This window comes from Asticcacaulis sp. AC402, assembly GCF_000495835.1.
In the GTDB taxonomy this organism is placed as follows: domain Bacteria; phylum Pseudomonadota; class Alphaproteobacteria; order Caulobacterales; family Caulobacteraceae; genus Asticcacaulis.
Genome location: NZ_AWGC01000026.1, coordinates 40,336 through 53,962, shown reverse-complemented (window position 1 = coordinate 53,962; position 13,627 = coordinate 40,336). Strand labels below are relative to the sequence as shown.

The window sequence follows — 13,627 nt, the reverse complement described above, 5'->3', positions numbered from 1 at the left end:
AATTGTTGTAATCTTGGCCGCTTTATCAAACCGTCGCACATCTGTCATACCCTGAGCCCGTAACATTTAGGGGCTGATTGTGATTTCGCGTTTTTTCGTAATGCAGATGGTTTGGCTGGCGTCTCTGGCGGCGGTGGCCCTGGGCTTCTTTGTCAACCATGCGGTCTGGTGGGCCCTGGTGGTCCTGGCGCCACTCTGCGTCATCAGTCTGCTGGACCTGATCCAGACCCAGCATTCGATCCTGCGCAACTATCCCATCATCGGCCACTTCCGTTTCTGGATTGAAGCTATTCGTCCGGAAATCCGGCAATATCTGATCGAAGACGATCGAGACCCGGTGCCGTTTTCGCGCGAACAGCGCGCCCTGGTCTATCGCCGCGCCAAGAATGCGCCCGACCAACTTCCTTTCGGCACGATCCGCGACGTCAATGCCATAGGCTATGGCTGGATCTCGCATTCCATGGCGCCCCTGAAACTGTCCGATCACGATTTCCGCATCGCCATTGGCGGCAAGGCCTGTTTGAAACCCTACCAGGCCTCGGTCATGAACATATCAGGCACCAGCTTCGGGTCGCTCAGCAGCAATGCCATCCTGGCCCTGAACAAGGGCGCGCACAAAGGCGGGTTCGCCCAGAATACGGGTGAAGGCTCGATCAGCCGCTACCATGTCAAGGGTGGCGGCGACCTGATCTGGCAGATCGCGTCGGGTTATTTCGGCTGCCGGACAAAGGAGGGGCGCTTTGATCCCGACCTGTTCGCCAGGGCGGCCGGCGCCGACCAGGTCAAGATGATCGAGATCAAGCTGAGCCAGGGCGCCAAACCTGGCCATGGCGGCGTCCTGCCCAGGGCCAAGATCACCGCCGAAATCGCCCGCACGCGCCTGATCGACCGCACCCGCGACTGTGTTTCGCCCGCGCGGCACCCGGAGTTTTCGACACCGCTGGAACTGATGGCGTTCATTTCCAGACTGCGCGAATTGTCGGGCGGAAAGCCGGTCGGCCTCAAGCTGTGCGTCGGTCATCGTTTTGAGTTCCTGGCCCTGATCAAGGCGATGCTGGAAAGCGGCGTGACGCCGGACTTTATCGTTATCGATGGTGGCGAAGGCGGCACGGGCGCGGCACCGGTGGAACTGTCCAATCATGTCGGTCTGCCGCTGATTGAAGGTCTGTCCTTCGTCCATAATGCGCTCGTCGGCGCCGGGCTGCGCAGCGAAATCCGGCTGGGCGCCTCGGGCAAGGTGGTGTCGGCCTTCGACTTCTGCCGCATCCATGCCCTGGGCGCCGACTATGTCATGTCGGCGCGGGCCTTCATGTTCGCGCTCGGCTGTGTCCAGGCCCGGGCTTGCCACACCAACCACTGCCCGTCTGGCGTAGCCACCCAGGATCCCGGCCGGGCGCAGGCCCTGGTCGTGTCGGACAAGTTCAAACGGGTCTATACCTACCACCGCAACACTATGCGCGCCCTGGCCGAGATGCTGGGGGCCGCAGGCCTGAAGCACCCGTCGGACCTGAAGCCGTGGCACCTGCATATCCGCGCGGCGACCGGCGAAGTGGTGCGTGGCGATGTTGCCTACACCCACCTCGAGCCCGGCGCGCTGCTGTCAAACGAGATCGACCCCCGGCTGAAGCGCGAATGGGACCGGGCCCAGGCGCAAAGTTTCGAACCGGCCTTCTGAAAAAAAAGCCATATTGCCCTTTTATGGCGCGGAGACGACAGGTAATGCGCATCTCTCGCGTTTGATGCTTTTGAACCGGAACAAGGATCCCCGCATGCGTCTCCTCCCCACTGTGATCGCCCTCCTCGTTGCGCCGGCCCTGGCCTTAGCTCAGGCAACGCCGCCTGCCAACGCCACGACCACCCCCCAGGCACCGGCGACGCACGGCGGCAGCTTCAGGAGCCCGGACGGCGCCGATCGCGGCACCCTGACCCTGACGGCGGCACCTGACGGCGTGCTGCTGCGGATCGATGTCAAGGGGCTGACGCCCGGCTGGCACGCCCTGCACTTCCACGAAAAAGGCGCCTGCGCCGATGAGAAATTCGCCTCGGCCGGCGGCCACGTCCATGGCGCAAACCCGGTAATTCATGGCCTGTTGTCGGTAGGGCATAACGATGCCGGCGACCTCCCCAACGTCTATGTCGCCGCCGATGGCAGCGGCGCCGCCGAAGTCTATTCCAACCTGATTACCGCCCAGCTCAGGGACAAACGCCCGGCCATCTTCGACGCCGATGGCACAGCCGTCGTCATCCACGCCATGGCCGACGACTATATCAGCCAGCCGATCGGCAATGCCGGTCCCCGTGTCGCCTGCGCGGTCATTCGGTAAAGCCCCGGCCGCGACCACGTTCGTCGCTCAGCTGGCGGCTTCGCGCCTGACCGGTTGGCAAAAGTGACATCGTCAATTGCCAACCGGAGCGTCATCCGGGTCGGGCAAAATGTTGAATTTTTTATCGTTTGGGCAGAAGAACTTTTTTTGTTGACACTTATCCACAATTGGAACAAAATAGGAACATAGGTTTTTTGTTTGGCGCGCATTACTATACAAAGACGGGACCGCGCGTGCGGTACATCACCCGTTTTGGGATGCGCTTTAGGATGTTCTGTCATGGCCTTTATCTGTCAGCCGCAACTTAAGGACCTGCCGCGCGGCAGCCGGATCGACGTGACCTGCCAGACCTGCGGCAAGCACTGGCCGGAGAGTGTGCGCGACATGGTCGAGACCCGCCGCCTGGGCGCGCAGTTCGTGGATCTGCTTGAGTTCGAAACGCGTTGCAATGACGCCTTCTGCGGCGGAACGGTCGCATTTGATTATGACGGCAAGCCCGAGGTTGCGCCCTATGCCGCCAGGGTGGTGACCCTGCCCCGGCCGAAGGTCGAGCGGACACCTTTTCCGCTCAAGGCGGTCGTCCGGCCACGGCAGCACGCGCTGCCGCCGCAGTATGATTTACCGATGGCCATGCCACCGATTCGTCCGACTGTGCCTGGCGGCATCGTGTCATGCCAGCGGTCATGAAGACTGAGCTCTGGCGGGCCTTCTTCAGATTTAGACAGGGATGTGTTTTGATGGACTCAAAACGCATCTCCTCTAAATTTTTGTTTTTACGCGCATCTTATACCAAACCTCATAAAGAATGACGCTTGGTATTCGCATTTTTTCAGCTCAAACGCCGGACTAGGCGCCCCCCCATGGCTCCTCGCAAAAGCTCGGGCGGCCAGTCGGCCTTGCCAACCCGCGATGAGTCAAGAATTTCGCGGGTTGGTATTAATCCAAAAACGGGAACGCCCGAGCGGTGCGTCACACTTTTTGGGATGCGCTCTGGTTTTTTGTTTTTACGCGCATCTTGATCCAAAAAGGTGCGTCACACTTTTTGGGATGCGCTCTAGTCGCCGTTGCAGGACGTTGAGGCGTTTTTCAGGATATCACGGACCAGAAGACCCGACGGTGTCAGGTCTGTGTCAGTCCACGGTCCGGTCGCCGACGCGCCCGGCTTGAACAGAGACGCGCCCTCCTTCTTGTCGCTGACCGACCAGTTGGCCTGGCTGAGGCAATTGGCTTGCATCCAGGTCTGCCAGCGGGTGGTTTCGGCAGCATCGGCGTCGCCGTCACCATTGGCATTGACCGTGCCCCATTCGGACACAAACAACGAGGCGCCCATCTTCAGCGCCGCGTCGCCCTTATCGCGCAGGTCCTGTTTGTGACTTCCGGCATAAAAGTGCAGAGTGTAGGTGATATTGCCGCCTGTCACCGGATCAGCGGCGGCGATATCAACATCCTGGGACCAGGTCGGTGAACCGACAACGATCAAATTGTCGGGATCGATCGCACGGATGGCGTTGATGACGGTCTGCGAATACGGCTTGACCGTCGTTTTCCAGTCCGCCTCGCGCAGCGGTTCGTTATAAATCTCATAGATGACGTTAGGCGTGTGGCCATACTTTCTGGCCATGGCGGTGAAGAAGTCGACGGCCAATTGCGGATCCGTCTCGGCGTGGTGCGAATGCCAGTCGATGATGACATAGACGTCATTGGCGATTGCTGCGTCGACGATCGCTTCCGCGCGGGTCCGGCCGGCCACCGGGTCTTCCTTGTAGCCGCCGGAACCGTCGATCCCGATGGCAGCGCGGACCACCGACACGTTCCAGTCCCTGGCAAAGGTGGCGACAGCGGCTGAATTGTAGAATTTTTCCTGGCCCCAGCCCGTATTCGACCAAAAGAAACTGACGCCGTTCAGTTTCACCGGCTTGTCATGGCTGTCGACAATGCGGTTGCCTGTGACCTTCAACGCACCGTGATCGCCAACAGGGGTTGAAGCCCAGGCAGCCGTGGCAAAAAGCAGCGGAGCGGCCATGACCAGCATGGCGCGCGCGATTCGAAGGGGCATGTGGTATCCTCTCAATCCGGCTATTTTTGTGGTCAGGCTGACGTCTGATCCGTTCCGGTGCCTACCGCTACCATGTTTGCGGTGATTCGGCCTGTAACAAAGACCGTGAAATTCGCCTTCTCAGAGCAAGAACCGACACGAACGTCAAGAATCTATACCGCCGACGGATCGCTCGAGAACAGATTTTGCTTTGCAGCATGATTGCGCCGTACTAGGCTTGCGGCGAAGGAGCCCCAATGACCCAGCCCCCCGCCCAAACCAGCGAGTTGAAGACCTTCCTTGCCGACGGCCGCGGCATGGCCATGCTCATTTACAGCCTGTTGTTCTTCATGACACTGACCCTGGGTCTGACGGGTATCCTCGCGCTGATCATTGCCACTTTTGCCGACAGTGACAAAACGCCGCCCTGGATCAAGACCCACTATCAATTCCAGGTCCGGACCTTCTGGATTGGCATCGTGCCGACGTTTTTGACCTTTTTCGCCAGCCAATACCTGATCAAGGTGGTTCAGGTACAGCCAATCTACATGTTTCTGGTCGTGATGCCGGTTCTGGCCTGGGTCGCTGGCCGTTGCGCCATGGGCTTCAACCACCTGCTCTACCGCAGACCCTATCCGAACCCGAAATCCTGGCTGGTCTGATCAATCTCCCGGATGCAACGGGGCGTCGCTGGACGCCGCGCCTGAGCGCTGCATGCCGGCCATGTCGAAAAGGTTAAACTGTACACCGGCATTGATGACGTCGCCGGCGGCCTGGCCGTCGGTACAGTGTCCGTTGCGTTTGGCCGCTACGGTATAGTTGACGACACGGTTGACCTGGGGTGCGCCGACATTGGCAGTCTGGGACCGCAGTTTCATGCTGTAAGCGGTGACATAGTCGCCGGTGATCGCGCCGGAGTATTCGTTGCTGACGCCGTTACCCATGTCGCAGGCGGCCAGAATGTCCCAGCCTTCGCCGCTTTTGCCGACCGTTTTCTGGCATCGGTCACCCGACAGGTCTGTGCCCAATATGCCAAGGCGGCGATCGGTTTCGGCGTCGATGCAGATCTGCTGGACCTGGGGCGGCTCGGCACTGCCTTCCTCAGTAATGGTTAATTCCCAAAGACCAGGCGTGCGTGCCGGCAGGGGCACGGATGGACGCGGTTGCGGAGCGGGCTCGGCCTGAGTTTGGGGGGCAGGATCCGATTTTTTCCCGCAGGCCGATGCCAGACCAACCAGGCCGCCGATGAGCGCGAACGCGACGAGTCGGCCCACCCGGGCCGCCGATCTGCGGATCTGCACCATGGAAAAATCCCCTTCAAGACGCTGAAACTAGGGGAGATCGCGAGTCCGCGCCAGCATCATATTGTAACAGCCAACATATATTTTCGTGATCTGGGTCTGCTGTCCCTACCCACCAAGCCCGGCGGGGCGAGCTGTTTTGCGGACACGGCAAGGCAACGCGCCGGCCGTCATCTGCGACCAAGGGCGGCTAGAGGGGTAGGCGTTTTGATGGAATCAAAACCCCGTTCTAACTTTTTGTTTTGCCGCGCAATTTTTCCGAAAACGGGAACGCCCGTGCGGTGGTGTCCACTTTATCGGATTGCGCTCTAATTCTTCTTCGAGATCACTTGCAGGGTTTGCAGCGTACGCGGAAGTTCGTCGGACAGGCGGCGGCAGATTTCGCGGGCGCCAATAGAATAGACCTCCCCGCCGTCGGCAATTTCCAGCGCCATCTTGGCGGTGGCGTCAATCAGCAGTTCGAACTCGGAGATCTGCTCGCGTGCCAGGGCGCGGGCCTCTTCCTGCAGACGGCGTACCCGCGACGTGCGGCTTTCACGCACAACGGGGGCTTCGTCGACGGCGGTGGCCTTGTGGGGGACGTGTGCCGGCAGACTCATCACCTTGTCGCCGTCGATGACCTGACCCAGCGCGACCTCTTTCGAGACGGGCGGCACCACATTCAGTCTTGTCCTACGCATAAAATAAACCCCAGAACTTAGATTCCGTGCCTTAAGTGTCCGCGCACAAGGTTAACAACATGTTTACCTTGTTGCGTCCCGCTCAGCCCGACGGTTGCATGATTAGCATCAACGTCGCGCGATTTGAGATAAAAATCCAGTATGATTGTGGCGAAACGCACCGAAATTGTGCCGGGTGTGTGTGGAAAGAAACGCTTGTCGGTTAACGCAACGGAATTCGCGCGAAAGTCCCAACCACAATATCGCGTGAGGACACGAAAATGCTGCGCAGCAAACGCATATTCGACGCTGTTGCAGCAATTTTTTGAACTACGGATCGACAGAACAAAGCCTAGTCCCCACCGATCATATCCCTGGCGAATTCGAGATCGAGCAGCTTCAGTCGCTTGATCTCGTCGCGCAGGCGCGCCGCGGTTTCGAACTCGAGATTCCCCGCCGCCTCGCGCATCTTGTTCTCCAGGTCCTTCAGTGTTGCCTGGAAATTGGAACCGAGGAAGGGCTTGGAATCCTTTTCGGCCACGCCCATCGGAATCTGGACCCGATCGGCCTTTTCGAACGGCGAATCGAGTATGTCGGAAATGCCGCGCTTGACCGATTCCGGCGTGATGCCGTGTTCGAGGTTATAGGCCAGTTGCTTTTCGCGGCGCCTTGTCGTCTCGGCTAGGGCGCGCTCCATCGAGCCGGTGATCCGGTCAGCGTACAGAATCACCCGGCCGTCGACATTGCGCGCCGCCCGGCCGATGGTCTGGATCAGCGAGGTCTCTGACCGCAGGAAGCCTTCCTTGTCAGCGTCCAGGATCGCAACAAAGCCGCATTCCGGGATATCCAGGCCTTCGCGCAGAAGGTTAATGCCGATAAGCACATCAAACGCCCCGAGACGCAGGTCGCGGATGATTTCGATCCGCTCCAGGGTGTCGATGTCCGAATGCAGGTAACGCACCCGGATTCCCTGTTCGTGCATATAGTCGGTCAGGTTCTCGGCCATCTTCTTGGTCAGGACAGTGACCAGCGAGCGGTAGCCGTGCAGGGCGACGTCGCGGACTTCGGCGATAACGTCGTCGACCTGGCTGAAGCCATCCTTGTGCACGGGACGAATCTCGACCGGGGGGTCGATCAGGCCGGTCGGGCGGATGACCTGTTCGGCAAATACGCCGGCGGTTCGCTCCATCTCCCATTTGCCCGGTGTCGCCGAGACATAGACCGACTGGGGCCGCATGGCGTCCCACTCCTCGAACTTCAGTGGCCGGTTGTCCATGCACGACGGCAGGCGAAAGCCGTATTCGGCCAGGACGGATTTACGCGCGAAGTCGCCGCGGTACATGCCGCCGATCTGCGGCACACTGACGTGGCTTTCATCAACGAACAGCAGGGCATTGTCCGGGAGGTATTCGAAAAAGGTCGGCGGCGGCTCACCGGCGCCCCGGCCGGTCAGGTAGCGGCTGTAGTTTTCGATGCCGGCGCAGGCGCCCGTCGCCTGCATCATTTCCAGGTCAAAGGTCGTGCGCTGCTCCAGGCGCTGGGCCTCCAGAAGCTTGCCCTCGTCGTGAAGCTGGTTCAGGCGCTGTTTCAGCTCGGCCTTGATGCGGTCAATGGCCTGGTTCAGGGTCGGGCGCGGGGTGACATAGTGGCTGGCGGCATAGACCTTCAGATCGCGCAGATCGACGATCTTCCTGCCGGTCAGCGGATCGAACTCCTGGATCGACTCGATCTCGTCGCCGAACATGTTGATGCGCCAGGCACGATCTTCATAGTGGGCCGGGAAGATCTCGATGACATCACCACGACGGCGGAAGGTGCCGCGTTCGAAGGCCGCGTCGTTGCGTTTGTACTGCAGGGCGACCAGATCGGCGCGAAGCTGGCCCTCGTCGATGGACTGGCCAACCTTCAGCTCAAAGGTCATGGCCGTGTAGGTCTCGACCGAGCCGATGCCGTAGATGCACGATACCGAGGCGACGACGATGACATCGTCACGCTCGAGGATCGCCCGCGTCGCCGAGTGGCGCATACGGTCGATCTGCTCGTTCACCGACGAGTCCTTCTCTATATAGGTGTCGGTGCGCGGGACATAGGCTTCGGGCTGGTAGTAGTCGTAATAGGAGACGAAATACTCGACCGCATTGTCCGGGAAGAAGGCCCGAAACTCCGAAAAAAGCTGGGCGGCCAGGGTCTTGTTGTGCGCCAGGATCAGGGCCGGACGCTGGGTCTGCTCGATGATCTTGGCCATGGTATAGGTCTTGCCCGAGCCGGTGACGCCCAGCAGGACCTGATCATGTTCGCGCGCATTGACGCCTTGCACCAGTTCGGCGATCGCGGTTGGCTGGTCGCCGGCGGGCTCATAGGGGGCCGCCAGACGAAAGCGGCGGCCGCCATCGGATTTTTCCGGGCGCGCTGGCCGATGCGGAACCCAGCTCACGGAATGGGCTGGGTTAAAGTCGGCCACAAAGGCGCCCGAATTGTCCGAAAAGCCGGGATTTTGGGGTGAACTATTCATGAACACAACATAGGCCGGAGAAAAAAATATGAAAGGGAGCCGCAAAAACTTTTCCCTTTCGCCTGATTGGGGCGCGCAAGTGATTCTGACGCAGCGCAGCGCAAAAACTTGTCAGCGGCCGTTGTAACGCGCTGTGATTTCTATTGCGATTCCAGCCCTTTAGGGCGCCGCCCCTTCGGATCGCCTGTGCAGGTGCGGCAGAACTACCATTGAAAGCCGCCGCTAACGGATTCTTAAATTAAGTTTTTCTTCGCGAATTCGATACTATAAAGAAGAACCAAATAACAACGAGACAGCGCCCCGTATAATCTAAGTAACCAATACTCAATTTTACCAGTCAATAGACGGGGGTTTAACTTGATGTATAGAGCGTGGTCTGCTTGCGGCAAACCCATGGCTGTCGTCGTTAAACTATGGCTAACGGATCGTTAATCACATATTAACACATTTGCGCCACATTTGCCGCCTAGAAGTTCGCTCCGGCCGAGGCGACTTCGCAGAGAGTACCGGCCTATCTGACGCTGGCATCAGACGTAAAGGAACGTTACGCCGGCTGACTTCCCGGGGGGCAGACAGCCCTCGCCACAGAGGACAGATAGCTTTGAGTTCGACCCCCATCACGCGCTACCGCAAACGCGCCCTTATGGCGGCAAGTTCGGTTGGCCTGCTTATCGGTGCCTCCATCGGTTCGGCCTATCTCGGCGGCGCCCTTGTCCATGAGTCCACCGCGCGCCACACGGCGACCCGCATTACGCAACTGGCTTCGTTCAGCGAAGACGGAAAAATCGACGAGGCGGAACTGAACCGACTTGACGCGATGGCGAGCAGCGCCCCGGTCAGTCGCACAGCCATGAACATCGCCATGCGGTTTACGGACTATGCCGGTACGGGCGAAGCGCCCAACACCCTGCGGGCCCAAAACCTGACCACCATCCGCACCTTTAACGACCAGGGCTATCAAGGCGCCCAGGTGCTCCGCGCCAGTGTCGTCACCCCCGCCGAGCCGGCCGCCCCTTCAGCGGAGACGCGCGCCGCTGCGGCCTTCGGCTTCAAGGGTCACACCCAGAACGACCTCGATTGCCTGACCCAGGGCGTCTATTACGAGGCCCGCGGCGAGGGCATTGACGGCATGCGCGCCGTCGCCCAGGTCATTCTGAACCGCGTTCGCCACCCGGCCTATCCCAAGTCGGTGTGTAGTGTGGTCTATCAGGGCGCCCATCTTCGTACCTCGTGTCAGTTCAGCTTCACCTGTAACGGTGCACTGGGCCGTCCCCTTGAAAAGTGGGCCTGGCGACGGGCCGGAGAGGTCGCCCAGGCGGCCTTGGGCGGCTATGTCATGCCCGCCGTCGGCACAGCGACCAGCTTCCATACGACCGGCGTCAGGCCGCGCTGGTCTGGTACCATGGAGCGCGTCACCCAGGTTGGCACGCATATCTTTTATCAGTTCCGCGGCCGTGGATCGCGCATGGGTGGCGACGGTGTTGTCGTGCCGTCGGATTCGGCGCCCCAGATCCTCCAGGCGGGCGTCACCAACGCGCCCATGGCAAGCGATAGCCTGAACCAGGCCCAGACTGATGCAGCACAGCCGACCGATGCCCTGGCACCCAGTGTCAGCATGGCGCCGAGCACAAAGTCGCCTACCGGCGATGCCAGAACCCAGTTGATCGCGGCTGTCGCCAAGGCTTCGCCGGAGACGGCGCGCGCCGTGCCGGTCAAATCGACAGCATCCGGCAAGTCGGCTAAGGAGATCACCGCCGAGGTGGCCATGAACCCGTCCGGCGTGTCTCAGTAAAGCTGGATACGACCTCCCATGAACGAGGCCCCGCGGGCAACCGCGGGGCCTCGCCTTTTGTGGCTTCGCTAATCAGAACTTATACCACCCTGCAAAGACGCTGACACACAAGGTGCAGATTTGCCCTTTCGCAGCTCAAACGCCGCCGCATAAGCGGCCAGTCGGCCTTCCCAACCCGCAATGTGTCAAGATCAAAGTGGGCTGTCGTTAAAGGGCATCACGCCACCCGCGCCGTCGGCATCACCCAGATGCTGCCGGTGCCGCGGAACTTGTAGACCAGCCCCTCGCCCGAGCGCAGGGCGTTGCGCAGTCCCTTGACCAGCGGCCCGATCGACACTTCCAGCGACGCCGAGAACATCAGCATGAAGTCGCCGTCGACCACGGCCTCGCCGTTGTTGAGCTCGATGACATCGATTTCTTCGACCGGCACCGGGCTTTCGACGACGAAGGCGCCGCGCCCGGACAGCTTGGGCTGCATGAAGCCATTGCCCGACAGGATGCCGGTGACCGAGGTATGGCGGTGGGTGGACAGGCTGATACCACCGGTACAGGCGTAAAAGGCGCGATCGTCCAGCAGCAGGTCGTCGCCAACATCCATATTGGCCAGGATGAAGTGCTTGCGGCTGGGCTCGGCCCACAAGGTGCCCGTGCCGGTAAACTTAGTGGCGAAGGCGGACTCCCCGGTCCCGGCGGAGGCCACAGCGCGCGACAGGAAGCCCTTGCCCGGTTCGTGGCGCTGGATTTCCGACTGGATGCGGCCGTGGTGATATTGCAACGCGCCCGGCTCAAGAAGCAGGGCCCCGCCCGTTAACTCCACGCCGATCTGGTGAATATGGGTGGCTTCCGAAATCACATGGGTCAACGGCGCACTGCCTGCGGCGGCGCCAGCCGCAATGACCCGGGCCACCTGGCGTTTCTCGACAAAGCGATAGGCGGTGATCTTCACGCCATCGGCGGATACGGACTCAATGGGATGGCGCATAGCGTCCTCGTCTGGCTCAGAAATGTAACGTGCGCAGCTGTACCAACAAAGTCTGCGACCGCAAAGCCTGTGCGAGCCCGACAGCCGCAATTCGTGCGCCGCCAACAATCCCCGGCTTCGTTAGGAATTCAACAACCTTAATCTGACAGTTTGTCCCCAAAGCTCGAATTAACCATGAGTCGCGTCTGCGACCCGGGGTGTTCAGCTTCCCATAAATACAGCCACTTATCCTTAAAGTCAGGGGCCAAAATGACGAAACAAGGTACTAACAACGCCGGCGGGTTCAAGATCTCGAACTGGCCGTTCACGGTGAAATTCATGGCGCCCGCCGCCGTGGCGACCGCCATCCTGGTCGTGCTGACCCTTGGCGCCGTTCATGTTATGAACGGCCAGGGCAAGGCCATCGACGACATCAACACCAAGGCGCTGCCGCAGGTCGTGGAACTGGGCGAGATCAAGTCCGATATCAAGGAGGCCAACGGCGACCTGTTCAACGCCCTGACCAAGAAGGCAACGGATCCGACGGCCAATGCCTCGGCCGCTGTCGCCAAGGTCGTCGAGGATCTCGGCAAGACCGAAGCTCAGGTCAAGGCCAATGCCGAAAAGGCCGCCACGCCCGAGTTGAAGAAGCAGTTCGGTGACCTGGCCAAGGAAATCAAGACCTACAAGGAAGCGGTCGAATTCGCCGGCTCGGTGATGGACGTCGACTTCGCCTCGGTTGGCCCGCTGATGTCGCAATTCGACGATGGTTATGCCAAGATGTCCGAGATCACCGACCAGATGATCGAGGTCAATGTCGCCAAGGCCAAGGCCGCCGCCGCCGACGCCAAGAAGGCCCAGGCCGCCGGCATCACCATGCTGGCCGCTTTCGCCGCCGTCATGGCCGCCCTGTCGATGGGAATCGCTTTCATCTTCTCGCGCGTCACCGTCACCGGGATCAACCGCATCGCCAAGACAACCGAGGAACTGGCGACGGGAAACCTGAATGTCGACATCTCCGCCCTGGCCCGCCGCGACGAGCTGAAAAGCGTCGTCGACAGCCTGAACGTCTTCAAGGCCAATGCCGAGGAAAAGGCCCGCCTGTCGGCCATGGAAGCCGCTACCGCCAAGACCCGCGAAGAACGCGCCCGTCAAATGTCGGAACTGGCCGAACGCTTCCGCCACGAAGCCCAGGACATGCTGGACGCCCTGTCGTCGGCCGCTTCGGACCTGGATGCCAATGGCCGCACCCTGCTGACGATCGCCGGTGAAAACGAGCGCCGGTCGCAATCGGCAGTGTCGTCGATCCGTAACTCCGCCGATAACGTCCAGAATGTCGCCTCGGCGACAACCGAGCTGTCGGCCTCGATCGGCGTTATCGGTGACCAGGCCGTGCGCTCAGTGGAAATCGCCGCTGAGGCCGTTTCGGAAGCTGACCGCACCAACGCCTCGATGGCGGAACTGTCGCGCGCCGCCGACCAGATCGGCGAGGTTGTCGACCTGATCAACGCCATCGCCCAGCAGACGAACCTGCTGGCGCTGAATGCCACCATCGAATCCGCGCGAGCGGGAGAGGCCGGCAAGGGCTTCGCCGTCGTCGCCTCGGAAGTCAAGTCGCTGGCCCAGCAGACCGCCAAGGCGACCGATGAAATCCGCGACCGCATCAAGGATATCCAGTCGGCCGCGCAGAACGGCGTCAATGCTATTCGCGGCATCGGCGAGACCATCAAGCACATGAACGAGATCGCTTCGTCGATCGCCGACTCGGTGCATCAGCAAGGCGACGCCACCAACGAAATCGCCCGCAACGTCAACGAAGCCTCCGACGGTACCACCATGGCGTCCAGCTCAGTGGCGCAATTGTCGGCGTCGGCTGCCGACACCGAAAAGGCTTCGACCGAAATGCTCGGCGCGGCCAATCAACTGACCAAGCGCACCGAAGCCATGAGCGAGAACATCCGCCGCTTCCTGAGCGAACTGACAGCTGCCTAAAGGACTGCTTGTCCCGCATGGCCCTGCGGGACTTGGGACTGACCATCAACG

The 13,627-nt window shown here is 60.6% G+C and carries 11 protein-coding genes; 6 read left to right on the top strand and 5 right to left on the bottom strand.

Annotated features, from left to right (window positions below; genetic code table 11):
* Positions 1–79: 79 nt before the first annotated feature.
* From ABAC402_RS34655 to ABAC402_RS34645, 3 genes are all read left to right on the top strand, one after another.
* Positions 80–1,675: an FMN-binding glutamate synthase family protein gene (locus ABAC402_RS34655; protein WP_082179994.1), complete on the top strand. Its 1,596-nt coding sequence runs from the start codon at positions 80–82 to the stop codon at positions 1,673–1,675.
* Positions 1,676–1,787: 112 nt separating this feature from the next.
* Positions 1,788–2,324, top strand: a complete 537-nt coding sequence (locus ABAC402_RS34650; RefSeq protein ID WP_040410022.1) for a superoxide dismutase family protein — start codon at positions 1,788–1,790, stop codon at positions 2,322–2,324.
* A gap of 279 nt (positions 2,325–2,603) precedes the next feature.
* Positions 2,604–3,011: a hypothetical protein gene (locus ABAC402_RS34645; RefSeq protein WP_023450455.1), complete on the top strand. Its 408-nt coding sequence runs from the start codon at positions 2,604–2,606 to the stop codon at positions 3,009–3,011.
* A gap of 367 nt (positions 3,012–3,378) precedes the next feature.
* Here ABAC402_RS34645 and ABAC402_RS34640 read toward each other — a convergent pair whose 3' ends face one another.
* On the bottom strand, positions 3,379–4,380 hold the full coding sequence (locus ABAC402_RS34640; RefSeq protein ID WP_023450454.1) for a glycoside hydrolase family 5 protein: 1,002 nt from the start codon (positions 4,378–4,380) through the stop codon (positions 3,379–3,381).
* Positions 4,381–4,616: 236 nt separating this feature from the next.
* Here ABAC402_RS34640 and ABAC402_RS39355 point away from each other — a divergent pair, with 236 nt between their 5' ends.
* The gene (locus ABAC402_RS39355; protein ID WP_023450453.1) at positions 4,617–5,021 is read left to right on the top strand and encodes a hypothetical protein; all 405 of its coding nucleotides are present in this window, start codon (positions 4,617–4,619) and stop codon (positions 5,019–5,021) included.
* On the opposite strand, the gene ABAC402_RS34635 is transcribed toward ABAC402_RS39355, so the two are convergent.
* From ABAC402_RS34635 to uvrB, 3 genes are all read right to left on the bottom strand, one after another.
* Positions 5,022–5,663: a DUF3617 family protein gene (locus ABAC402_RS34635; protein ID WP_023450452.1), complete on the bottom strand. Its 642-nt coding sequence runs from the start codon at positions 5,661–5,663 to the stop codon at positions 5,022–5,024.
* A gap of 305 nt (positions 5,664–5,968) precedes the next feature.
* Positions 5,969–6,340, bottom strand: a complete 372-nt coding sequence (locus ABAC402_RS34630; RefSeq protein WP_235079984.1) for a hypothetical protein — start codon at positions 6,338–6,340, stop codon at positions 5,969–5,971.
* Between the two features lie 331 nt (positions 6,341–6,671).
* On the bottom strand, positions 6,672–8,831 hold the full coding sequence (uvrB, locus tag ABAC402_RS34625; RefSeq protein WP_031235820.1) for an excinuclease ABC subunit UvrB: 2,160 nt from the start codon (positions 8,829–8,831) through the stop codon (positions 6,672–6,674).
* 601 nt (positions 8,832–9,432) lie between these two features.
* Between uvrB and ABAC402_RS0120550 the strand changes: the two genes are divergently transcribed.
* The gene (locus ABAC402_RS0120550) at positions 9,433–10,623 is read left to right on the top strand and encodes a cell wall hydrolase (protein WP_235079983.1); all 1,191 of its coding nucleotides are present in this window, start codon (positions 9,433–9,435) and stop codon (positions 10,621–10,623) included.
* Between the two features lie 217 nt (positions 10,624–10,840).
* On the opposite strand, the gene ABAC402_RS34620 is transcribed toward ABAC402_RS0120550, so the two are convergent.
* Complete coding sequence (locus ABAC402_RS34620) at positions 10,841–11,605, bottom strand: AIM24 family protein (RefSeq protein WP_023450448.1); 765 nt, start codon at positions 11,603–11,605, stop codon at positions 10,841–10,843.
* Positions 11,606–11,854: 249 nt separating this feature from the next.
* On the opposite strand from ABAC402_RS34620, the gene ABAC402_RS34615 reads away from it, so the two are divergent.
* The gene (locus tag ABAC402_RS34615; protein ID WP_023450447.1) at positions 11,855–13,576 is read left to right on the top strand and encodes a methyl-accepting chemotaxis protein; all 1,722 of its coding nucleotides are present in this window, start codon (positions 11,855–11,857) and stop codon (positions 13,574–13,576) included.
* Positions 13,577–13,627 lie beyond the last annotated feature (51 nt).